This window comes from Oleiphilus sp. HI0043, from assembly GCF_001634935.1.
In genome coordinates this window covers 12913-36966 of sequence record NZ_LWEY01001921.1, presented here as the reverse complement: position 1 = coordinate 36966, position 24054 = coordinate 12913, and the positions used below count along the sequence as shown (strand labels likewise).

Genomic DNA, 24054 nt, shown 5'->3' with positions numbered 1-24054 from the left:
CCTGTCTGAACTTCCTCTATTGGGATTGTCAGAACTAGACTTTGATCTATAGGCATTAGTAAAGCGTCTTCGAATTGCACAGAAACCGAACGCAATCCATCATAACCATTATCGACAATCTCATTGGGAGTTGATGGGTCAGGGTCATCATTATCGAGCATTCCGTCACCGTCAGAATCTACACCACCAGCCGCTCCAACCAACGCTAAATTTTGCAAATAAGAATTGTATTCACCGAAATCAGAGTCTTCGCCAACAAGCAGTTCAAACTCTTGCTCTAACAGTTGGCCCAATTCACTAACGTTCACCGTGGTATCTGGGATAAATGCGGAAGACGGCTCTCTCGTTGCAAAATACGTAAGACTATTTATCGAAGACAAGGATTCAATAAATTCAGAATTCTGCTTGCCATCAATTTGTCCGTCATACAGATCCTTGGCAATCTCGTTTTGAACTACTTCGTAATCTAAATTACTTGCTAACTTAAGAGACTGGAGCATCGCGCCGTAATATTCGATATTAAAGCGATAACGATAGGATGCCTCAAGCTCATCTTGAAAGTACTTCATGTGAGGAAGAGTGACCGGACTGATAGCGAAAATATTCTTCAGCTCATCCCCCTCTGTAATATTAAAAGACCTGGACACAATGCTTTGCGACTCTTCAAGAAGTTCGCTTAAAGCCTGTTCACCAAGATCAAAATAGACATTTTTCTCATTGGCGGCGGAACCCTGATAGCCATTACCATCGTTCAAGCGTTCAACAAGAGGCTGGAGGTTAATGACTTTTTGCTGAGCAATTTCTACCGCAAGAGAAGTAAGCGGGGTTGTATATCGAGAGGGTTGCACCGTAAACAACTCGTCAGATGCCCCTGACTCAAAATCTGCCAAAGATGTAATTAATTCGCCTTCTGCGTTGCGCTGGACAATACCATTCTTAACATAATAACGAGTCTCATCTAATGCTTCATTATCGCCGTATCCGAGAATGTCATCGGTATGGATGATTGATACCATTTTACTCAATATAGGAGCTTTACCACTATTTAGGTCAACGGATGAAGGAACCATGTTTGCTTCTATATATATAAATCCTCGATACTGGCCGACAAACAGCCCTTCCAGTTTCGCGGCACCGTTTGAAGAACCGTAAGATAGCCTATTGGCAGAAACCCCGTTTTCTACATCGGTACTAAGTAAAATACTATCGAATGCTAATTGAGCCTCCTGCTGCATCAGACTCATTAGCTCACTATGCATAGCTTGTATATCTTCAGCGGCGTCAACACCTTCACGCACGCCTAAAAAACTGTAGACAGCTCGATGATTTTGAACGATAGATATAAGGTCTTGATAGGTAATAATGGAGTGAAAGAATGAATTCAAACCTGCTTTGACTGATGGGTTTCCCTCTTTCCGATAGGCTAAATAAACAAGCTCCTTTAGATCAATTACAGGTAAAGATTGAGCTAGGGAATCACGAAGTTCTTTCAAGTTACTAATTGCAACTTGGTCGTTTGTCTCAAGCGCTATTTCAACAAGCGTTTTCTCGTCGTTAGATTCATCAAACGCGACAACATCATAGCGCTCAGCAATTTCTTTACTTGTCATTGCTAATGATTGCAGTTCGCTAAAAGAGTCCTTAAGTGCTGACCAGTGTTCTGCTTTCGTCGGGTCTGACTCTTTAGTTGAGTATTTGGCTACTACCGAATTAACACCTGAAAATGAGCCAACTTCGAGAAGCTCTTCATAAAAGCCATCAACATCGTTCAATTTCCGCTTAAAATCATTTAGATCAGAGTAAGCGGAAAGGGCTTCCGAAACTCTGTCTTTAACAATTGAATTTGTCTCTTCCTTAAGCAAGTCAAATGTGGAATCCTCGTCTTTAACTGGCTTTGTTAGCCCTAGATAGACATCCAAATAGCTTTTAGCTTTTGCAATAGTTCCTGCGTTTTCAACTTTTACTTTGAAATAGTCGAGTTCAGAAACATAGGAGCCTGTTTCAACCAGAGCCTCGAAATCATTCAGCACCTGAGCAGAACTCCGACCTTCAGGTAGAACCAAGGAATCACCATCAATAGATATACCCAGGTCAGCGTATGCCTTAAAAACACCGTTAGCAACAGATTTAAAGTTTGCATATCGCTCTGACTCTAAATCGACGCTATAGATCGAGATATCGGAGAAAGCGACTGGGCCTTTAACTGCACCACTATTTAGAAAAATGTCTAAGGATTCGTTTCCTTCCGTGTCTTCTGGTAAAGGAACATATTTACTATCACCCTCGCCACAACCGGAAAGAATTAAAAGGAGTGTAAACAGGGAGCTCCAAGAAAACAGTCTAAACCTTTGAGTTATCATATAAGCGGCACTTTTCCATGTCTGGCTACGTAGTTTAGTCAGTTGTAGCGATAGTCGGCTTTATTACAAAATATCCCTAATGCTACAAAATCAGAAAAAGTCTTACAAATGAAGGAATTCCGAAGCGTGAACTGAGACAACAAAAAGAAAAAGAGCGTTCAAAAAACGCTCTCAAATCGAAGAAAAATGACGAAAAGTTTAAAATCAGAATATGCGATTAAGACCATTTAGTGCCGCAACACGATATGCTTCTGCCATAGTTGGGTAGTTAAATGTGGTATTAATGAAGTAATCTAGGGTATTTGCATCACCTTCCTGATTCATAATCGCCTGACCGATGTGTACGATTTCGGCCGCCTGATCTCCAAAGCAATGGATTCCCAATATTTTTTTGGTCTCACGATGGAACAATATTTTAAGCATTCCGACCGCTTCACCGGTAATCTGAGCTCTAGCCAAGTCTTTGAAAAATGCCTGCCCTACTTCATAAGGAACTTTGGCTTCCGTAAGCTCCTTTTCATTCTTACCGACAGAGCTAATTTCTGGGATCGTATAGATACCGGTAGGTACATCATTAATAAACCTGAAGTAACTATCGTTAAGCAAAGCGGATGAAGCAGAGCGACCTTGATCGTAAGCAGCGCTAGCAAGTGCTGGCCAACCAATCACATCACCTACAGCATAGATATTCTCTACATCTGTTCGATAGTGGTCGTCAATTGAAAGCTGACCGCGTGAGTTTGCTTCAAGACCTATATTTTCTAGCCCAAGATTTTGGGTATTGCCGCTGCGACCATTACACCAAAGAAAAGCATCAGCTTTGATCTTTTTGCCCGACTCGAAAGTAACCTCTACACCGTAATCGGTACCGACAACTGTCTCGTAGGTTTCGTTGTGTCGGACAAGAACACCATTGTTTCGAAGGTGATAGCTAAGCGCATCAGAAATCTCATCATCAAGGAATGATAGTAATTTCTCGCCAGGATTAATCAGGTCGACTTTCACACCTAAACCGGAAAAAATTGATGCATACTCGGAGCCAATAACACCGGCACCATAAATAACCATAGTGCGTGGAGTATGGCTAAGCTGCAATACCGAATCACTACAATAGATACGCTCATGCGTAAAATCAACGTTGGACGGACGATAGGGACTAGACCCGCTAGCTATGATCGCCTCTTTAAAATGAACAATATCTGCGGAACCATTTCCACGTATTTCTATACGATTATCATCTAGAAAGTAGGCCGACCCGTTGTACAAGTCTATTTTATTTCGCGCATAAAAACGGGTTCTTAGCTTAACCTGTTTACTGATTACCTTTTCTGCGTTCTTCAAGACTCTCGGAAAGGAAAACCATCTTGGCTCACCGATATCACGGAACATGGTATTGGTGTTAAAGGTAATAATCTGCTTAACGGCGTGTCGAAGTGCTTTGGAAGGTATTGTTCCAACATGAGCACAGTTCCCGCCAACTACGGGTTTATCTTCGATCACAGCGACCATTTTATGGCCTTTTGCAGCGTTTAACGCTGCCCCTTCACCTGCAGGGCCTGCGCCAATTACTACAACATCATAATGATACTCAGCCATATAACCTTGATCTCCTGAACCTCTAGAAAAAACCGTATGTAATGATACTTAAGCTGTATCTACTTCATTGCATTATAAGAAATATCTTTTCCGGTAGCGTCTTTAGCAGAACTATCAACTTCTTTGTCGCATTTATCCTTGTCACCGCCACAGACGTCGCAAGCAACCTCCATACCAAGCGCACTCATTCCACCACACGAACCGGTAATCGGCTTATTGGCAAAAATAACGCCAACAGCCATAACCAACATTAACAGGGCAAGAACACCGAAAACTATGAAAAATAACTCCATAAGTTCCTCCTACTTAAGATACTGTTTAAACGAATCAGTGTGCATTGTTATGAGGCCTTCATCACCTCGATAGATAAATAACGCACTGATATTGTGCTTTGAGGCAAACTCATACCCCCTCTGCTCACCCATCACCATTAGCGCCGTCGCAAGCCCGTCAGCTAACATGCAATCTTCAGCAATCACACTAACAGATGCAAGCAGATGCTCAACTGGCCTGCCGCTGAGTGGGTCAATCGTGTGAGAATATCGTTTACCATTTTCTTCAAAATAATTTCGGTAATCTCCCGACGTAGCGAGCGCAGCATTACCAAGATGAACCCTAGTATAAACGTTTCTACCCTGTTTATCAGGTGATTCAATACCTAATACCCACAAGGAGTCACGAACACTTCTACCATGAGTCACTACCTCACCACCAATTTCTACCAGAAAGTTTGCGATGCCTTGCTCACGCAACGCGATAGCAACTTTATCTGCTGCAAAACCTTTAGCAATAGCAGAGAGGTCTAATTCTACGTCCTGGAGTTTGTACAGTTGACCGTCAACCAATTTAAAGCGTTGAACACCTACTTTTTCAAGCACAGAAGCGAGATTCTTTTCTTCAACAACTATCCCCTTGTGCTTAGAGCCACCGCCAAAGCCCCAGGCATCAATTAGCGGACCAACAGTTGGGTCGAAGCTCCCTTCGCTCAAGTTATTTAACGCAAGCGCCTCATTAAGCACTTCAATAGTTGTGGCCGACAAGGAAACACCCTCACCTATAGCAGCGCGATTAAATCTAGAGACTTCGGAGTCAGGCTTATAAGTAGACATCAAAGAGTCTATCGAAGCAAGCTCAGCCTCAATCGCAGACTGGATCGTTTTTAGCTGTGAACTATCAATCTCCGATGGGCTTACAATATTTATATTGTAAGTGGTACCCATCGTCGAACCACTTAAAGAATATTGAAGTCGATCTGGATGAGGTTGGCCGCACGCCATTAGGCCGAGCATCAAAACCAAAAAAATAGAAAATCTAAACACAATAAATAAAAACCGCTGTAAACGAAAAACGCCAGCCTTATTCAGGGCTGGCGTAACTAGAAATATAACTAGACGAGATTAACCGCCAAAGTCATCGAGTAAGATGTTCTCATCTTCAACACCTAGACTCTTAAGCATCTGAATAACAGCTGCGTTCATCATTGGAGGCCCACACATGTAGTACTCACAATCTTCTGGTGCTGGATGGTCTTTGAGGTAATTTTCATATAGAACATTATGAATAAACCCGGTGTAACCCTTCCAGTTATCTTCTTCCATCGGATCAGATAACGCAGCATGCCATACAAAGTTTTCATTTTCTTCTGCTAGCTTGTCATACTCGTCCTGATAAAACATTTCTCTCAAGCTTCGAGCACCATACCAGAATGACATCTTACGCTTAGACTCAAGTCGCTTAAGCTGATCAAAAATATGTGAACGCATCGGGGCCATACCCGCACCGCCACCAACAAATACCATTTCGTTGTCAGTATCTTTAGCAAAGAACTCACCAAATGGCCCGTAAACATCGATGGTATCGCCCTTCTTAAGATTGAATACGTAAGATGACATTATCCCTGGAGGGTGGTTCGTTCCTGGAGGAGGCGAAGCGATACGAATGTTGAACTTAACAAGCCCTTTTTCTTCAGGATAGTTTGCCATTGAGTAAGCTCGTATAACGTCTTCTTTAACAATTGACTTATACTGCCACAAGTTGAATTTATCCCAGTCTTCGCGATATTCGTCTTGAATTTCAAAGTTTTTATAATCAACTTCGTGAGGTGGACACTCAAGCTGAACATAACCACCAGCGCGAAAATCAACGTTCTCGCCCTCTGGCAACTTAAGAACCAGTTCTTTAATGAAAGTAGCTACGTTGTCGTTTGATTCAACAGTACAAACCCACTTCTTAACGCCAAATACTTCTTCGTCAACTTCGACTTTCATGTCCTGTTTCACAGGAACCTGACAAGCGAGTCTCCAGCCTTCACCTTCTTCACGCTTGGTAAAGTAAGCTTTTTCAGTTGGAAGCATAGAGCCACCACCTTCTAAAACTTTACACTTACACTGCGCACATGTACCACCGCCACCACAAGCTGATGATAGAAATAGGCCTTCAGAAGCAAGCGTTTGAAGTAGCTTTCCTCCTGCCGGGGTTTTAATAGTGTTGTCAGGATCTTCGTTTATCAAGATAGAGACGTCACCACTACTCACTAATTGTTTTCTTGCGATCAGTATGATGGCTACAAGTGACAGTACAATCACCGTAAACATCACCACACCGAGTACTATTTCTGCATTCATATTAATACCTTATCTATCTACCCAGTGTTAATTAAAGCGAGATACCAGAGAACGACATAAAACCTAGTGACATCAAGCCTACAGTGATAAAGGTAATACCCAAGCCACGCAGACCTTCAGGCACATCACTGTACTTGAGCTTTTCTCGGATACCGGCCAATGCGACGATCGCTAGAGCCCAACCGACACCAGCACCCAAGCCATAGACCGTGCTCTCAGCAAGATTATAATCACGCTCAACCATAAATAGAGATGCACCCATGATCGCACAGTTTACTGTGATCAATGGTAGGAATACCCCAAGAGCGTTATACAGATCCGGGAAGTACTTATCCAAAACCATTTCTAGAATCTGTACCAAAGCAGCGATAACACCAATGTAAGTTAACAAACCTAAGAAACTCAGGTCTACATCAGGATAGCCCGCCCAAGCCAAGGCTCCATCTTTTAGAAGGTAGGTATAAATAAGATTATTTACAGGAACAGTGATTGCCAATACAACGACTACGGCAATACCTAGACCGGTTGCAGCTTGAATCTTCTTAGAAATCGCAAGGAAGGTACACATTCCCAAAAAGAATGCCAAAGCCATATTTTCAACAAATACAGCCTTAACAAATAGGCTTAAATAATATTCGATCATTAGAACGCCTCCTTAACAGAGTGAGACGAGATTTTGTAATCAGCAGGCTCTACCTGATCTTTCTTCCATTGCCTTAAGCCCCAAATAAGCAAACCGATGATAAAGAAAGCACTTGGAGGAAGCAGCAACATACCATTAGGTACATACCAGCCACCATTGTTAACGGTAGGCATAAGCTCGATGCCAAACAACATGCCTGAACCAAACAATTCACGTACAAAAGCGACTAATAGCAAAATAACGGCATATCCTAAACCATTACCTATGCCATCCAGGAAACTCATGCCTGGGCCATTTTGCATTGCAAACGCTTCAGCACGCCCCATTACGATACAGTTCGTGATAATCAAGCCCACAAAAACTGAAAGCTGCTTACTAAGTTCATAGGCATAGGCCTTGAGAACCTGATCAACAACAATTACCAACGAAGCAATGATAGTCATTTGAACAATGATTCGTATGTTCGAAGGTATTTGGCTACGAATTACGGATACAAACAAGTTAGATAGGCCACATACTGCACATACAGCCAAGCCCATAACAACCGATAGCTCCATACTAGTGGTAACGGCTAACGCAGAACAAATACCTAAGATTTGAAGTGCGATAGGGTTATTGCTAAAAACTGGTTCAAAAAGAACTTTTTTTGCTGTTACATCACTCATTCTTAAGCTCCTTCACGCAAGCGATTCAGGTACTTTTGGAATCCCTGCTCGCCAGTCCAATATTGAATAAGGTTAGTCACACCCACACTAGTCAAAGTAGCACCAGATAGACCGTCTACCATGTATTCGGCATCAGCTCGACTTTTATCAACTGCGCCTTTAATCAAGCCAAGCTTTGGCTGATCGCTAGACGCGAAGTCGTAGACCTTTTTACCCGGCCAAATCGCTTTCCAGCGCGGATTATCAACCTCACCACCCAAGCCAGGAGTCTCGGCATGCTCATAGAAGCCAAGCCCAACGACTGTATTAGCATCGCCCTCCAAAGCCAAGAAACCATGCAGTGTCGACCATAAGCCATAACCGCTTACAGGAAGAATGATCGTTTCAATCTTTCCGGCATCTTCAACCAAGTAGATCTTGGCGAACTTAACTCTACGCTTGATACCTGCAACGTCGTCAGCTCGCGAAAGAGTTGTTGAAAAGGCTGGATCTTTAGCCGCTTTTCTCTGGTCGTAATCAAGGACATTTTCCTTATTTACTGCAGAAGCCTCGACATATTCACCGCTATCCAAGTCAACCAACATTGGCTTAATCGCAGAGAAGGCATTCTCAATTTCAGTCGCCGAAGCGCCCTCAACCAATAAGCCTGCGGCAGCCAAAATATTAGCTTTAAGGTTTAGCGCCTTGTTCTTCTCTTGTATTGGCTTTAACAGTACAACAGAGCCCGCTACTACAATCGAACAGACAATACAGAGCAAAAATGCAACCGTAATAGTTTTTCCTACCGTTTCTTTACTAGACACGTGCCAATCTCCTCTTGATATTCGCTTGCATTACCAAGTGGTCAATATATGGTGCGAACAGGTTAGCGAACAATATTGCCAACATCATGCCTTCAGGGAATGCAGGGTTAACAACACGTATTAAAACAACCATTACACCGATGAGCGCACCAAATACAAACTTACCTTGGTTAGTCATTGATGCGGATACTGGGTCTGTTGCCATAAAAAACATCCCGAACGCAAAACCACCAATAACAAGATGCCAATAAAAAGGCATTGCAAACATAGGGTTAGTGTCAGAGCCGATCATATTGAAGATAAGTGACATTGCTGTCATACCACCAAATACACCAACAACGATACGCCAGGAAGCAATTTTGGTTGCAAGCAATGCAAAACCGCCAATCATAATCGCTAGCGTCGAAGTTTCACCAATTGAGCCCTGAATAAAGCCTAAGAACGCGTCGACCCATGAAACTGATTGGTTAAGACCTTCAATTCCGCTGGCTGCAACAATGCTTAGAGGCGTCGCGCCACTAAAGCCGTCGACAGCAGTCCAAACTGCGTCGCCCGAAATCTCGGCAGGGTATGCAAAGAACAAAAACGCACGACCAGTTAAGGCTGGGTTCAAGAAGTTCTTGCCTGTACCGCCAAAAATTTCCTTACCAACAACAACACCAAAGGAAATACCTAGAGCAACCTGCCACAAGGGGATATCAGCTGGAACGATTAAGGTAAATAGTATTGAAGTAACAAAAAAGCCTTCGTTAACTTCATGCTTACGCACGGTGGCAAACAACACTTCCCAAAAACCACCCACTACAAACACTGTCAGGTAGATAGGTATATAGTATGCTGCGCCATATACGAAGTTATGAAGAATATTTGACGCATCATGGCCAATGAAAAACATGCTATGCCAATCGGTTGGTATAGTACCCAGCCCAGCCGCTATAGCAGTATTTGCCTGGAAACCGACGTTCCAAATACCAAAAAACATAGCAGGGAATGCGCACAACCAAACCGTAATCATAATACGCTTAAGGTCGATACCATCTCTAACATGAGATGTGGTTTTGGTTACACTTGATGGCGAATAAAAAATGGTGTCAGCAGCTTCGTAAAGCGCATACCACTTCTCGTACTTGCCCCCTTTCTCGAAATGGGGCTCCATTTTATCTAAAACTGTTCTAAGTCCCATGATCAACCCTCAATTTCGATTCGAGTCAGATTCTCTCGTAGAATCGGACCGTACTCATACTTACCAGGACAAACATATGTGCAAAGCGCCAAATCTTCTTCATCTAGCTCTAAACAACCTAGAAGTTGTGCTTGCTCTGTATCACCTACAATCAGAGATCGTAGTAACTGAGTTGGCAAGATATCTAAAGGCATCACTTTTTCGTAAGCACCAACAGGAACCATTGCTCGATCACTACCATTTGTTGTGGTCGTAAAGTTGAACAATTTGGCAGGGTTAAGCTTAGAAAGGTAAATATTCATCACAGAGAACTTGTTGGCACCAGGAGATAACCAACCAATAAACTCACGCTCTTTTTGTTCATCAAGAACACTAACTTGCGAAGCATAGCGCCCTAAATAATCAACTGTAGCTCTTGCGGTCCGGCCACCAAAAACCGAACCTGAAATGGCTCTGGCAGAGGTTGAACTAAGTTCATTGCTCAGCAGCTCAGATATATTGGCACCCAATTGAGTTTTAACCAAGCGCGGTTTCTTAACAGAAGGGCCAGCAATAGAAACAATCCGCTCTACATACAGTTCGCCAGTCGTGAAAAGCTTAGCGATCGCGATGACGTCCTGATAAGAAATAGTCCATACACTCTTACTATCGCTTACAGGATCAAGGTAATGGATGTGTGTTCCGGCATTACCAGCAGGGTGCGGGCCAGAAAACTCTTGCTTTTCTACGCGCGCGATGGCTGGTAGTTCGATGTTAGAACCAGCTTTAGTACAAACAAAAACCTTACCTTCAGTAAGTTTTTCAATAATACTTAAACCTTGACTAAAAGCCTCACCTTCGCCCGACAACACTACTTCAGGATCAGCAGCTAATGGGTTAGTATCAATTGCGGTAACAAATATTGAATTTGGCTGAGCAGTCAACTCAGGCACTTTACTATAAGGCCTAGTTCGAAATGCTGTCCAGACGCCAGATTCAACCAGATTCGATACGACTTGTTCACGAGTAAGACTTCCAAGATCTGAAGCGGAGTATTTTGCAAACTCTACTTTTTCATCACCAGATTTCTCGATTACAATCGACTGGAATACGCGCTTTTCGCCACGATTTACTTCAATAACCGTCCCGCTAGCTGGTGCAGTAAATTTCACACCTTCGGTTTTCTTATCTTCAAAAAGAAGTTGTCCCTTAGCTACCTTGTCACCAACCTGAACAGACATGGTTGGCTTCATACCAACATAGTCAAATCCAACTATAGCAACCTTGCTAATGGAATTTCCTTGGGTGATGCTTTGTTCGGGAGAACCGGATATTGGAAGATCGAGGCCTTTTTTAATATTGACCATTAATCCTGCCTTCTCATCAGAATTTGTGAATTTTCCGCCACGTTAGAATTTGTTCTGTTGAGTGCCATACAGTTAAAGCATTACCACTCGATTGCGGCGAACCTAAAATCGTGGACAATTATAGTGAGCCATTTAACATATTGCTACACTACGCACCAAAATTTACTTATATTCTACCCATTTAAAGTGCCAACCTGCTTAAAAAATCAACCCTAGCGTTTTAGCGTACAAATATAGGAGCACTAGATACTACCAACTAGGTAGACAAGATAAGTAAAGTAGTAAAAGTCAGCTTATACAAGAAAGAAAATAAAGGCGCCAACTGAACAGTTAGCGCCTGAAGGAAATATTAGACTCTAGCTCTTAGGGAAGACGGGATATTCTATGCCAGCCATTTGGTTGGCAATACGCACAACCTGCGCACTATAACCAAACTCGTTATCGTACCAAACATAAAGAACCAAACGCTTACCGCTTACGATAGTTGCATTCGAATCTACAATACCAGCACGACGTGAACCAACAAAGTCAGTTGAAACAACTTCATCTGAAGTCAGATAATCAATCTGCTTAGCCAAATCAGAATGCAGGGAAATATTACGCAAATAAGCATTCACATCTTCAACAGATGTAGCTTTTTCGATATTCAGATTTAGAATAGCCATTGAGACATTCGGAGTTGGAACACGAATCGCATTACCCGTCAAACGACCTTCCATCTTTGGAAGTGCCTTTGAAACAGCTTTTGCGGCACCTGTTTCAGTAATAACCATATTCAACGGAGCGCTACGACCACGACGACTACCTTTGTGATAGTTATCAATCAAGTTCTGGTCATTTGTGTAAGAATGGACAGTCTCTACGTGGCCATCAATGACACCAAATTCATCATCAATCGCCTTAAGAACAGGCGTAATAGCATTAGTTGTACAAGATGCTGCAGACAAAATCTGATCATCGTTTGCGATATCACCGTTATTGATGCCATAAACGATATTCTTAATGTCACCCTTACCTGGCGCAGTTAGAAGCACCTTAGCAACGCCTTTAGACTCAAGATGTCTACCTAGACCAGCTTCATCTCTCCAGATACCGGTATTATCAATAACGATTGCATTATTGATTCCGTATTGCGTGTAGTCGACCTGATCCGGACCGCCAGAATAAATTACCTGGATAGCATTTCCGTTAGCGATCAATAGATTGTTTTCAGAATCGACCGTGATTGTACCTTCGAATGGGCCATGCACCGAGTCTCGACGAAGCAAGCTGGCGCGTTTCTCTAGATCGTTTTTAGCACCGCCATCGCGAACGACAATTGCACGTAAACGCAGATTATTTCCACCGCCCGCTTTCTCAATCAAAATACGCGCAAGTAAGCGACCGATTCGACCAAAACCGTACAACACGACATCTTTGGTATTTTCAGAAGCTGCTTTGCTAGCCTCTTCACTGTAGCCACCAACAACGTCGGATAACTCTGCTTTGACAAACTCTTCTAAACTAACATCATTGGTTTGTTCAGCAAAGCGAACGGCGAGCTTACCAACGTCAACACGAGCATGACCAAGCTCAAGCTCATCCATCACCTTTAATACCGCATAAGTATCGTGGACAGATAATTCTTTCTCTTCCACCTGGCGAACGAAACGATGTGACTTAAGAATTCCGATTACTGACTGGTTAATAACAGCACGACCATAGATGGACGTAACAATATTATTACGACGGTACAAACGACCAATTAATGGAATCATCGCCTCTGCAGTCGCTTCACGACTCTTCCAATCTGAAAAACAGTTATCAATCACTTCATTGCTCACGCTTAACACCTCTATTTGTTTATGCGTCAAATCAGGGCCGCTATTATCCAGATATATAGTTCAGCGTGCAACGCTTTGTGGTTAAATTAAGGCATACACGTCTTAATCCGGGTCAATTAGCAACAAAATACATTAAATATGCCGCACATATTTCCGTTATAAGTTAAAACAGCTAAAATCAATGAATAACAATCATAAGCCTATCAAGAGTAAAAAACGTGGCCGATACAAATGCGCTTGTCGTAGATGACTCATCTACTTCAAGAATGCTACTAACAAAAATTCTTAGAAAAATGGATATCCAATGCGAGCAAGCCTCATCGGGCGAGGAAGCACTATCTCAACTTGGATGGTTTCACCCGGACTTTATTTTTCTAGATCACTTAATGCCTGGTATGGATGGCTTTGACACTCTGAAAGCCATTAAGTCAAACCCAGACACACAAAACATTCCCGTCATTATGTACACCTCACAGCATGCTCATAAATATTATGAAGAAGCTCACGCCCTGGGCGCTGCAGGCGTTATATCCAAGCAAATTGATCGCGATAAGTTATATTTAATGATCAGTCGAATCTGCTTGAAGCCCAAAGATGACGATAAAGACGTCCCTACTGTCTACCAGGAAGTACAAAAAAACCTTGAAACCTCAATTGCCGACATGTCGAACAGCAAAATTTTAGCGCGAGTATCGACATTAGAAACCGCATATGAAGAGCTTCACGAGGAAAATAGAAACCTAAAACTAGAACTCGCGCAATCTAAAGCTGATAGCGAGGAGCTTCGATTAAAGTCACAAAACTTTACTCCTTCTCAGATAGTCATCACACTATTTCTCGCACTAGCCTTGTTTGGCACAACGTTTACTTGGTTTACAACGCAGCGCATTGAATCAAACTTTGCCAGCACTCAGACTCGCCTTAACTTGATGGATGGATTGGTCGAGGAAATAATTGATTACCTTGAAAACAACTCGCCTTCTAATCAGTAGATATGGATATTGACGTACGTGGAAACTAAGACATCAAAGCAAAAACAGCCCGACCTCGATAAAATTTATCCACGACTTAAATTTTTGATCATTGACGATTTTGAAAGCTTCCGTTCATCGTTGCGCCTCATGCTATCGTCTTTTGGCGCTGTACATGTCGACATTGCCTATTCTGCCGAAGATGCCTTAGAAAAATGCCGCTTTAACTTCTATGACATAGTATTATGTGATTTCAACCTTGGTGCAGGCAAGAACGGCCAACAGGTTCTTGAAGCACTTCGCGTAAACAAGCGCCTCAAACACATCCATTTATTTGTTATGGTTACTGCAGAAACAGCTAAAGATGTTGTTCTCGGCGCACGCGAGTACCAACCCGACGCCTACATTGCAAAACCAATTACGCGCACAGTATTAGAGAAGCGCCTTGGTCAACTGGTAATGCAACAACGAACACTAAAGCCTATAAATAAGGAACTTGATCTAGAGAACTACCCCAAGGCTATCAGCCAGTGCTTGGCACTAATCAATGATAAGTCACGATACTCTTCTTGGTGCCACCAAACATTGGGCCAACTTTACCTACAAATTGGCGACACACAAAGCGCAATCAGGCTGTATGAGTCAATTATCGCAAAGCGCGAAATACCGTGGGCATCGCTAGGGCTGGCGCAAGCTCAATTAGCAAATCAAGACTACTCACCTGCCCTGGAGAACTTTAAGGCGGCACTTAAACTTAACCCCTACATGGTTGAAGCATATGACGGTCTCGCAGCTTGCTACGAGAAACTGAATCAACCACAGAAAGCACAAGAATCACTTGAGTCAGCAGTTGAAATGTCGCCCAGAGTAATTCTACGTCATGAGAAACTAGGCAAGCTATGTCAAAAGAATCAAGACATTGAAAGCGCAACAGAGGCATACAGGAAAGCTATTCGATATGGCGAACACTCAATACATGAAAAAGCTGACAACTACCTAAACCTTGGCCGCTGCTTATCCGAAAGGTCATCGGGAGACCTTAGTGATTCTGGCAAAACACATGCGGACGAAGCGATACAAGTTCTAAACGAATTAACACATAAATTTTCGACTGACGAACAGGCCTGCCTCAATGCAACGCTTATCGAGGCTCGAGTATTTAATGGTCAGAACAATGCCGAAGCAGCACAGGAAAAACTTCATCAAGCAGAGTGCATGATTGAAGAAGAGAAGCTCTCAGCGGAAATTGGCATCGAGCTAGCAAAGACACTCTACTCCTTAAACGAGCTTGAACGTGCCGAGAAACTCTTAATCACACTCGCTGAGCGATTCAGTAACGACCCCGAAGCGCTAGCGCAAATTGAAAGCCAGCTTGACGAACCCGAAAGCTTAGTGGCCAAAAAGCAAGCAAAACGCCTTAATAAATCAGGTATTGAGCAGTTTGAACAAGGCCAACTTGCACAAGCTGCTGAAGCATTCAAAGAAGCGCTCAAGCATACACCAAGACACGCAGCCTTGAATCTTAATCTAGCTCAAGTTGTAACGAAGCTATTTAAAGAAACTGCTGACCATAGCTTATTAAAGCTTGCAGAGCAGTCCCTTGAAAAAATAAACAACATACCCGAACAGCATAACCAATACCGAAGGCTTAAACACCTCGAGAAGCAAGTAGCAGAACTTCAATCCAAAAAACAAAATTGAACGAGTACAGTATCATGAGTAAAGACAAACAACCCGATTTCTCGATGATTATCGCCTCAGCTGTCCACGACATGAAAAATTCGCTCAGCATGCTACTACACTCCGTAGATCAGATGTGCGAAGAACTGCCTGAAGAGTGGCAACAAAGAAACAATACGACTGTCGTAAAATATGAGGCTGAACGTGTAAATAGCTACCTTGTACAGCTACTTGGCTTATATCGCCTGCAGAATGAAATGCTATCATTACATATCGATGAGTGCTTTGTTCACGACATCCTGGACGAGCAATCCGCACACTATTCGCCAATGCTCAAAGATAAAAATATTGAACTCGAAATCACCTGTGATCCAAATATATCTTGGTATTTTGATAGGGAGGTAATTTTGGGCGTTCTTAATAACGCGCTAAATAATGCTTCACGCTATACCAAATCGATCATTGAAATCGTCGCCTACATCAAAGATGATGACCTGATTATAGAAATACATGATGATGGAATCGGTTATCCTGACGAGCTATTGCAAGCCTCACCAGGAGAAGTAATAAATAACATTAACTTTCAAACTGGCAGCACCAGCCTGGGAATATATTTTGCTGAAATGGTCACTAAACTTCACACACAAAATGACAAGCAAGGGTCTATCAAGTTATCAAATGGAGGCAGACACGGAGGGGGAGTCTTCACGGTAGCACTTCCCTAAATCAAATTGCCAAGCCAGCCTAGATTTTTCTTACTCAATAGGTGGGAGGTATTCTTTAAACAGTGCGCTGCCAAGCGATGCACCGGTAACATCAGAAAGCCCCCACACTGAAAGTATTCTGCCGTCACGTAGCAAGGCATTTTGCCTCAAGGTTAACACTTCGGCACCTGATGTCTCTTGAACAATCGTACTTTCACTCAGCCACACCTTAGACAACTTAGAATATTGTCTTGTCTTGATTTTTGGGTGGAACGAAGTATTCTGAACCCAACTTAAGACACCGTTACCTTCATAGTCAAAGTTTAGTAAAGGGCTGGTAACCGGTCTCTCAGAACCAGATCCAGTAACTGGAATGTCTTCAGCAGTAGAAAAGCCAGAGCCGGGATGATAAGAACGAACTGTAAGACTGTTCACACCATCGTCGAACAGCATTGACCAAGCCACAAATAACTCGTTCAAATTATTGTGGGCCAGAGTAAACTCACTAACGCTTGCCGAGTCATCATATTCAATCTTTTTAGCATCTTCCCACTCTCCGCTAGCGTTACGATTAAGCATTAGATCATATCGACCTCCAGAAGATTGACGCCAAGCAACGTAGAGATCGCCATTATCAGAAATTGAGGGTTTAGGTTGAACCGCAAAGTGTGTTTCTGCACCAACAACATCAACAAACTGTGTTTCATCACTGCTCAGAGTTGCATCACTTGATACATTGAATCTTCTTGCTCTAACTCTGTCGAAGCCCGACACTTCCTGTGACCACACCACCACACCAAGACCTGAGGAACTAAGAGATAATTCAAGGTCTTGGGCGTCTCCCAAAACATCGGCTCCTGATACTGTATCAATATAAATTGGAGCGCCAAACCCCAAACCATTAAACCCGGTAATAAAATTAAAAGAAAGCAGCCTTACACGCTGAACACCGGCAGAGCTTTGTTGAATGAAACCACCAACAACCCCTCCAGAATCACTTAAGCTAAAACTGGTATTTCTAACCTCACCATCAACAGAAGACCCACTTAAAAGATCTCGTGGCCCGCTCCATGCATTCCCATCAAACATGTTAACCCATGCTGTCAGCTGTGCGTCAGGAGACCTTGGCTGAATCCATATAACGACCGCATGCCCCAGCTCATTAATAGCGATTTCTGGAGAGTAAACGCTACCAAGACCAGCACTATCCAACCTTAATGAGTTAACGCAGGAAGAATCAAGAGAGTCAGGATTCTTGCGGCAATGCCGTGAAGCAGACTCAGTTCCGGGTAGAACCCAGACTTCCTGATCCGCTAGATATTGACTTGCCCAAATCTGTGTCACACCTTCAACACTCTGCTTCCAAACCAATAAAGTAGTGCCACTTTGACTACTTTGGATAATCGGCTCAAAGCTGTCCCCTTGATGAAAGACTGCCTGTGTACCCTCTTCATTCAAGTACTTGAAATTAAGAGTTTCGGACTCGTGCCATACGCCAGACTCCGTCGTAAACGCGACCCTCTCCCCGCCTTCAAGAAAATTACGCTCATCCTCACTTGTTGACAAATCATCTTCCACTAAATCATGTACGTCTGATTCCACTTGAAGAGTATAAGTGTTATGTAAGGCAAAACGACCACTACTCAGCCCTAATGTTAACTCAGTAGCGTCAACATCAATCAATTTACCGCTTTCTTCATCTGGTACTTTTGACTCCCCAGGGACAGTACTGTGAGAAATATTTATTTCTCGCTCAACAGGCTCTGTAATTGAGTCAGGATCGAAACTACCAGAATAAATACCAACTCGATTATCAAGTAAAGAATCTATATTCATTTTCTCACTAAATAACACAGTTGGATTTAAGTCCACGCCGTAGCTTATCTCTTCAGAATCAGGAGTGATGCGAACAATAGTCGGTGCAGTAGTATCGGTGGCAGCCTCAGGCAGACTACGAGTACCATCGCTATCACAGGCAGAAAGGCCCGAAAGAAAAATAACAACCAGGAGTATTAGTTTATTTTTCCCGGCTCTTAGGTAGTGAGAGTGCATTTAAACTCCATATAAATACAATAGTAGAAATGAATCAGGCATTTATACCATGTACCAGATGAACGCTCTATGGTTTACTTCCAAGATTGTGCGACAAGTAACAGCTTCGCTTAGAAAATATTGGACAGTTTGAGTATAAAAGTTTTAATGAGGGCTTTTTTAAACGCAATGAGAAAAAAGGCCTGAATAAATTCAGGCCCTTACCAAGGTTAAGATATCTTCGGAGCCAAAGAACCGTCTTGGTACTGTGCAAACATTGAATCAAGACTTTGAGCCTTAATCTTATCAGCACGACCAGCTGTTCCGAACGCTTCGTATCGAGCAACTACAATTTCTTTCATCGCACTTACAGTTTCTTTTAGATACTTTCTAGGGTCGAATTCTGCTGGATTCTGTGCCATAAAGCGACGCACAGCACCAGTAGAAGCCAGACGTAGATCGGTATCAATATTTACCTTACGAACGCCATATTTTATGCCCTCTACAATCTGCTCTACAGGGACACCATAGGTTTCAGGAATTTCGCCGCCGTACTCGTTAATAACAGCAAGCCATTCTTGAGGTACAGAGGATGAACCATGCATTACCAGGTGCGTACCAGGAATACGTTCATTTATCGCTTTAATACGGTCAATAGCCAAAATATCACCAGTAGGTGGACGCGTGAACTTATACGCGCCATGGCTTGTACCACATGCAATCGCTAACGCATCAACACCAGTTTGCTTAACAAAATCTGCTGCCTCTTCTGGATCAGTTAACATCTGATCGTGACTAAGTGTACCTTCAGCACCAACACCATCTTCTTCACCTGCCTGGCCAGTTTCTAAAGACCCCAAACAGCCAAGCTCACCTTCAACAGAAACACCGCAAGCATGCGCCATTTCAACAGTGCGCTTTGTGACGTCAACGTTATATTCGTAGCTGGAAGGTGTTTTGCCATCGTCCATCAGCGAACCATCCATCATCACTGAAGAAAACCCAAGTTGAATCGAGCGCTGGCAAACTGCTGGAGAAGTACCGTGGTCCTGATGCATACAAACAGGAATGTGCGGGAATTCTTCGATAGCCGCCAAAATAAGATGACGCAAAAAAGGTGCTCCGGCATATTTACGAGCACCGGCTGAAGCCTGCACTATCACAGGACTATTTGTTTGATCAGCTGCTTCCATAATAGCGCGCATCTGCTCAAGGTTATTTACGTTAAACGCTGGAACTCCGTAGTCATACTCTGCAGCATGATCAAGTAGTTGTCGCATACTAATTAATGCCATGATTATCTCCGGTTAAAACATGGATTGAATTTATGAGCTTGCGCGCTCTATTAACATTGCTACTGCAGGTAAAGTCTTACCTTCTACAAATTCTAAAAAGGCACCGCCACCCGTAGAAATATACGAAACCTTATCTGCGATTTCATACTTATCGACAGCAGCCAAGGTGTCGCCACCACCTGCTATTGAGAATGCATCACTATCAGCGATGGCTAATGATAGCGCTTTAGTGCCCGCACCAAACTGGTCGAACTCAAACACGCCTACTGGCCCATTCCAAATTATCGTACCCGCACTTTTCAGTATTTCCGCCAAGCTCTCAGAGGTTGCCGGGCCGATATCAAAAATCATATCGCCTTCATCTACCTCATCAGAATTTTTCGTTGTCGCAACTGCAGACTCTGAAAACTCACTACCAACCACGACGTCTGTAGGCAATGGGATATGAGTCTTTTCGCTAAGAGCTTTAGCCTTGGGAATTAAATCTTCCTCACACAAAGACTTACCAACAGCCTTGCCATCAGCAGCTAAAAAGGTATTAGCAATACCGCCACCGACAATTAGCTGGTCAACAATATCAGAAAGTGACTCAAGCACTGTTAATTTAGTGGAGACTTTGGAACCACCAACAATAGCAACTAAAGGTCGCTTAGGTTCTTTTAATGCTTTTCCTAAAGCATCCAGTTCAGCAGCAAGCAAAGGGCCTGCGCAGGCAACAGGGGCAAATTTGCCGACACCATGCGTAGATGCTTGTGCGCGATGAGCGGTTCCGAAAGCATCCATCACATAAATATCACAAAGCTTTGCATAGGCCTTTGACAAAGCCTCATCATCTTTCTTTTCACCAACGTTAAATCTAACATTTTCAAATAACACAACGTCGCCGTCATTCAGACCGTCTGTATCCTGCCAATCTTTTAGTACTGGAATATCTTTACCGAGCAGATCGGACATATGACTAGCAACGGGCGCCAGTGAAAAAGCCTCATCATACTCACCCTCAGTTGGTCGACCCAAATGAGACATAAGCATTACTTTAGCGCCGGCTTCCATAGCATGCTTGATTGTAGGCAATGACGCTCGAATACGTGCATCACTCGTTACCTTTCCATCTTTAACTGGAACATTCAAATCTTCGCGAATCAAAACCCTCTTTCCTTTAAGGTCGAGATCCATCATTTTAAGAACAGACATATAATCTCCCATATAACATTGCGGCCCTGCAAAAAGTCACTTTGCAAGCCAATATCTAGCAACATCGAGCATACGGTTTGCGTATGCCCATTCATTATCAAACCAAGTCAAAACCTTGATCAAACGTCCGCCACTCACTCTTGTCTGACTACCATCAACAATTGTTGAGTGAGTATCACCAACAAAATCACTCGACGCTAACGGCTCTTCGGTGTAGTGGAAAATACCAAATTTATCGGCACCAGCCTTTTCGGCTAACAATGCGTTCACATCATTAGTATTAACGGCCATATCTACATACAACGATAACTCTATCGCTGAAACATTAATCGTAGGGACTCGCATAGCAGTCGCAGTTAATTTACCTTTCAAGTCAGGCAAAATACGCTCAACACCTTTCGCCAAACCTGTGTCGACGGGAACCACATTGTTCATCGAGCTTCGAGTACGCCTAAGATCCTGATGATGATAGGCATCGATCGTTGGCTGATCATTCATAGCGGAGTGAATAGTGGTAAGCGAACCAGCTACAATACCGAAGCGTTCATCTATAGCACTCAATACTGGCACAACAGCATTACTAGTACATGACGCACACGAGGCGATTATGTCGCCACTATCTAAGCCAAAATGATTTACACCATAGATCACTGTCTTATCGAAGCTTTCATCACCTGGTTGAGAAACAAGCACGCGCCCGGCACCAGACTCCAAATGACCGGAAACCTGCTTAAGAGAACTAAAGCGACCAGTACACTCCATGACTAAATCTATACCCAGATCCTCCCAAGGAAGCATGCTAGGTTGCGAAAAACGTGTTAAGGCAATTAGGTCGTTCCCGACAACCATCTTCGAGTCACCCTGGACATCAACTGAAAGCGGGAATCTACCAAATGTCGTGTCGTACCGGGTCAAATAAGCAATCGTATCAGCATCTGCAAGCTCATTAATAGCGACAAACTTTATCGAATCGTCACCAACAGAACGGCCTTTCGACCGTTCATAGCTAGCACGCAACAAAGACTGCCCAATACGACCATAGCCATTAATTGCGACACGATAAGTCATTCAGAGCGTCCGATACCTTCAAGGCTCACTATAAGGTCGTGCATTTATAGCAAATCTTCGGCAACATTTAGGATGTTATCAACAGTGAAGCCGAACTCCTCAAACAACTGTCCTGCAGGTGCAGACTCGCCAAAACTATTCATGCCGATCACTCGTCCGTCAATACCCACATACTTGTACCAGTAATCGGCGATCGCTGCCTCAATAGCAATACGCGCAGGAACCTCAAGAGGTAAAACAGACAGGCGATATTCGATATCTTGCTGATCAAAAACATCAGTACAAGGCATAGAAACAACTCGGACATTAACTTCACGCTTAGTAAGTTCGTCTGCAGCAGCAACTGCCAATCCTACTTCAGAACCTGTAGCGATCAGAATCAAATCTGGCAAGCCTTCACAGTCTTTCAAGATGTAACCACCACGCTCAATATTTGCAACTTGCTCTTTACTTCGCTCTTGGTGAACTAGGTTTTGCCGCGAGAAAATCAATGAAGATGGGCCATCGGCACGCTCAAGGGAATGCTTCCACGACACGGCTGACTCAACCGTATCACAAGGCCTCCAGCAGTTCATGTTAGGCGTTAGACGCAAACTTGAAATCTGCTCGACCGGCTGATGAGTTGGGCCATCTTCGCCCAGACCAATAGAATCATGTGTAAATACATAGATAGCACGCTGCTTCATGAGTGCAGACATACGTACAGCATTGCGTGCGTATTCCATAAAGATTAAGAAAGTAGCACCGTAAGGAACAAATCCGCCGTGTAAGGCGATGCCATTCATAATCGCAGCCATACCGAATTCACGAACGCCGTAATAAATATAGTTACCGGCCGCATCATTAGCTTCCAAGCCCTTACAGCCACTCCATAAAGTCAGGTTAGACGCAGCAAGATCAGCAGAGCCCCCCATTAATTCAGGAAGCATTGGACCAAACTGGTTCAAGGAATTCTGCGATGCCTTTCGGCTGGCAATCGTTGCACCATCTTCTTGCAACTGATTAATGTATTGATCTGCTTGTTTAGCAAAATCTTCTGGAAGCTCACCAGCTAAACGACGATTGAATTCGCTAGCAAGTTCTGGATATACCTCTGCGTATGCATCAAAACGAGCAGACCAATCTTTCTCAGCCTTGGAACCCGCTTCACGAGCATTCCAGCCATTATATATATCTTCGGGAATTTCAAAAGCACCATGAGCCCAGCCTAAGCGCTCACGAGTTGCAGCAATTTCATCATCACCCAACGGAGCACCGTGACAATCTTCTTTACCTTCTTTATTTGGCGAACCAAAACCTATTACTGTTTTACAGCAAATAATAGTTGGCTGAGTAGTATTACTTTTAGCTTCTTTAATGGCCGCCTCGATGGCATCAGCATCATGACCATCTACATTAGGAATAACTTGCCAGTTATAAGACTCGAAGCGCTTAGGTGTATCGTCAGAGAACCAACCTTCGACTTCACCGTCTATTGAAATGCCGTTATCATCATAAAAAAGTACCAATTTACCCAAGCCAAGCGTACCTGCTAAAGAACACACTTCGTGGGAAATACCTTCCATCAAACAGCCATCACCAGCAAATGTATAGGTGTAATGATCAACGATATTATGACCTTCACGGTTAAATTGCGCAGCAAGTGACTTTTCGGCTATCGCCATACCCACCGCATTAGAAATACCTTGACCAAGAGGGCCAGTGGTAGTTTCAACTCCGGGTGTGTATCCGTATTCAGGGTGACCTGGCGTTTTAGAATGTAGCTGTCGGAAGTTTTTAAGATCTTCAATACCCAGATCATAACCGCTTAAGTGCAGCAAAGAATAGATAAGCATTGAACCGTGGCCGTTGGACAATATAAATCGATCGCGATTTGGCCAAGACGGGTTCTGAGGGGTATGCTGTAAGTGGCCGTTCCATAACACTTCAGCAATATCAGCCATTCCCATTGGCGCGCCAGGATGGCCAGACTTTGCTTTTTGAACTGCATCCATACTTAACGCACGAATGGCATTTGCTAGTTCACGACGTGACGGCATTAAATTTCTCCCGAAAGATGATCTAAAAA

19 protein-coding genes are annotated in these 24054 nt (G+C 43.3%); 3 read left to right on the top strand and 16 right to left on the bottom strand.

The features are described 5' to 3' along the window. The 11 genes from A3729_RS29730 to A3729_RS29680 form a co-directional block, all read right to left on the bottom strand. A partial coding sequence (locus A3729_RS29730) for a hypothetical protein (RefSeq protein WP_156498232.1) occupies positions 1–2360 on the bottom strand: 2360 nt, incomplete at its 3' end. Positions 2361–2564: 204 nt separating this feature from the next. Further along, complete coding sequence (gene sthA / locus A3729_RS29725) at positions 2565–3956, bottom strand: Si-specific NAD(P)(+) transhydrogenase (RefSeq protein ID WP_068506486.1); 1392 nt, start codon at positions 3954–3956, stop codon at positions 2565–2567. 59 nt (positions 3957–4015) lie between these two features. Beyond that, positions 4016–4249: a (Na+)-NQR maturation NqrM gene (nqrM, locus tag A3729_RS29720; RefSeq protein ID WP_068634427.1), complete on the bottom strand. Its 234-nt coding sequence runs from the start codon at positions 4247–4249 to the stop codon at positions 4016–4018. Between the two features lie 9 nt (positions 4250–4258). Further along, positions 4259–5176, bottom strand: a complete 918-nt coding sequence (locus tag A3729_RS29715; RefSeq protein WP_197476281.1) for an FAD:protein FMN transferase — start codon at positions 5174–5176, stop codon at positions 4259–4261. Positions 5177–5353: 177 nt separating this feature from the next. Then, entirely contained in the window at positions 5354–6580 is a 1227-nt protein-coding gene (gene nqrF / locus A3729_RS29710) for an NADH:ubiquinone reductase (Na(+)-transporting) subunit F (protein ID WP_068506479.1), read from the bottom strand. 31 nt (positions 6581–6611) lie between these two features. Continuing rightward, positions 6612–7223, bottom strand: a complete 612-nt coding sequence (nqrE, locus tag A3729_RS29705; RefSeq protein ID WP_197470144.1) for an NADH:ubiquinone reductase (Na(+)-transporting) subunit E — start codon at positions 7221–7223, stop codon at positions 6612–6614. Next, a complete protein-coding gene (locus A3729_RS29700) occupies positions 7223–7888 on the bottom strand; it encodes an NADH:ubiquinone reductase (Na(+)-transporting) subunit D (RefSeq protein WP_068506475.1) in 666 nt (221 codons plus the stop codon). The genes nqrE and A3729_RS29700 overlap by 1 nt, the downstream gene beginning before the upstream one ends. 2 nt (positions 7889–7890) lie before the next feature. Continuing rightward, complete coding sequence (locus A3729_RS29695) at positions 7891–8691, bottom strand: Na(+)-translocating NADH-quinone reductase subunit C (RefSeq protein ID WP_068506472.1); 801 nt, start codon at positions 8689–8691, stop codon at positions 7891–7893. Beyond that, positions 8684–9874 (bottom strand): NADH:ubiquinone reductase (Na(+)-transporting) subunit B, encoded by a 1191-nt coding sequence (locus A3729_RS29690; RefSeq protein WP_068506469.1) that lies wholly within the window; start codon positions 9872–9874, stop codon positions 8684–8686. Before A3729_RS29690 ends, A3729_RS29695 begins: the two co-directional genes overlap by 8 nt. A 2-nt stretch (positions 9875–9876) precedes the next feature. Continuing rightward, positions 9877–11220 (bottom strand): Na(+)-translocating NADH-quinone reductase subunit A, encoded by a 1344-nt coding sequence (locus A3729_RS29685; RefSeq protein ID WP_068634568.1) that lies wholly within the window; start codon positions 11218–11220, stop codon positions 9877–9879. A gap of 356 nt (positions 11221–11576) precedes the next feature. Next, entirely contained in the window at positions 11577–13043 is a 1467-nt protein-coding gene (locus A3729_RS29680) for a glyceraldehyde-3-phosphate dehydrogenase (protein ID WP_068506464.1), read from the bottom strand. A gap of 218 nt (positions 13044–13261) precedes the next feature. Between A3729_RS29680 and A3729_RS29675 the strand changes: the two genes are divergently transcribed. The 3 genes from A3729_RS29675 to A3729_RS29665 are packed head-to-tail and all read left to right on the top strand — an operon-like array spanning position 13262 to position 16419. Further along, positions 13262–14035, top strand: coding sequence for a PleD family two-component system response regulator (locus tag A3729_RS29675; RefSeq protein WP_068506458.1), 774 nt, complete (start codon positions 13262–13264; stop codon positions 14033–14035). An 18-nt stretch (positions 14036–14053) separates the two neighbouring features. Further along, positions 14054–15715: a tetratricopeptide repeat-containing response regulator gene (locus A3729_RS29670; protein WP_082880359.1), complete on the top strand. Its 1662-nt coding sequence runs from the start codon at positions 14054–14056 to the stop codon at positions 15713–15715. 14 nt (positions 15716–15729) lie between these two features. Continuing rightward, entirely contained in the window at positions 15730–16419 is a 690-nt protein-coding gene (locus A3729_RS29665; RefSeq protein ID WP_068506457.1) for a sensor histidine kinase KdpD, read from the top strand. A 30-nt stretch (positions 16420–16449) separates the two neighbouring features. Here A3729_RS29665 and A3729_RS29660 read toward each other — a convergent pair whose 3' ends face one another. From A3729_RS29660 to tkt, 5 genes are all read right to left on the bottom strand, one after another. After that, the gene (locus tag A3729_RS29660; protein WP_068506452.1) at positions 16450–18450 is read right to left on the bottom strand and encodes an Ig-like domain-containing protein; all 2001 of its coding nucleotides are present in this window, start codon (positions 18448–18450) and stop codon (positions 16450–16452) included. A 209-nt stretch (positions 18451–18659) separates the two neighbouring features. Next, the gene (gene fba, locus A3729_RS29655; protein ID WP_068506450.1) at positions 18660–19724 is read right to left on the bottom strand and encodes a class II fructose-bisphosphate aldolase; all 1065 of its coding nucleotides are present in this window, start codon (positions 19722–19724) and stop codon (positions 18660–18662) included. A gap of 30 nt (positions 19725–19754) precedes the next feature. Continuing rightward, entirely contained in the window at positions 19755–20918 is a 1164-nt protein-coding gene (locus tag A3729_RS29650) for a phosphoglycerate kinase (protein ID WP_068506448.1), read from the bottom strand. A 36-nt stretch (positions 20919–20954) separates the two neighbouring features. After that, positions 20955–21986 (bottom strand): type I glyceraldehyde-3-phosphate dehydrogenase, encoded by a 1032-nt coding sequence (locus tag A3729_RS29645; protein ID WP_068506446.1) that lies wholly within the window; start codon positions 21984–21986, stop codon positions 20955–20957. Positions 21987–22030: 44 nt separating this feature from the next. Further along, a complete protein-coding gene (gene tkt / locus A3729_RS29640) occupies positions 22031–24025 on the bottom strand; it encodes a transketolase (protein WP_068506441.1) in 1995 nt (664 codons plus the stop codon). Positions 24026–24054 lie beyond the last annotated feature (29 nt).

Coding starts and splice junctions, on each gene's coding strand:
- nqrM (WP_068634427.1), bottom strand. CDS start 4,249: ATGGAGTTATTTTTCATAGTTTTCGGTGTTCTTGCCCTGTTAATGTTG.
- sthA (WP_068506486.1), bottom strand. CDS start 3,956: ATGGCTGAGTATCATTATGATGTTGTAGTAATTGGCGCAGGCCCTGCA.
- fba (WP_068506450.1), bottom strand. CDS start 19,724: ATGGCATTAATTAGTATGCGACAACTACTTGATCATGCTGCAGAGTAT.
- A3729_RS29650 (WP_068506448.1), bottom strand. CDS start 20,918: ATGTCTGTTCTTAAAATGATGGATCTCGACCTTAAAGGAAAGAGGGTT.
- A3729_RS29715 (WP_197476281.1), bottom strand. CDS start 5,176: ATGGGTACCACTTACAATATAAATATTGTAAGCCCATCGGAGATTGAT.
- A3729_RS29660 (WP_068506452.1), bottom strand. CDS start 18,450: ATGCACTCTCACTACCTAAGAGCCGGGAAAAATAAACTAATACTCCTG.
- nqrF (WP_068506479.1), bottom strand. CDS start 6,580: ATGAATGCAGAAATAGTACTCGGTGTGGTGATGTTTACGGTGATTGTA.
- A3729_RS29700 (WP_068506475.1), bottom strand. CDS start 7,888: ATGAGTGATGTAACAGCAAAAAAAGTTCTTTTTGAACCAGTTTTTAGC.
- A3729_RS29665 (WP_068506457.1), top strand. CDS start 15,730: ATGAGTAAAGACAAACAACCCGATTTCTCGATGATTATCGCCTCAGCT.
- A3729_RS29685 (WP_068634568.1), bottom strand. CDS start 11,220: ATGGTCAATATTAAAAAAGGCCTCGATCTTCCAATATCCGGTTCTCCC.
- nqrE (WP_197470144.1), bottom strand. CDS start 7,223: ATGATCGAATATTATTTAAGCCTATTTGTTAAGGCTGTATTTGTTGAA.
- A3729_RS29645 (WP_068506446.1), bottom strand. CDS start 21,986: ATGACTTATCGTGTCGCAATTAATGGCTATGGTCGTATTGGGCAGTCT.
- tkt (WP_068506441.1), bottom strand. CDS start 24,025: ATGCCGTCACGTCGTGAACTAGCAAATGCCATTCGTGCGTTAAGTATG.
- A3729_RS29690 (WP_068506469.1), bottom strand. CDS start 9,874: ATGGGACTTAGAACAGTTTTAGATAAAATGGAGCCCCATTTCGAGAAA.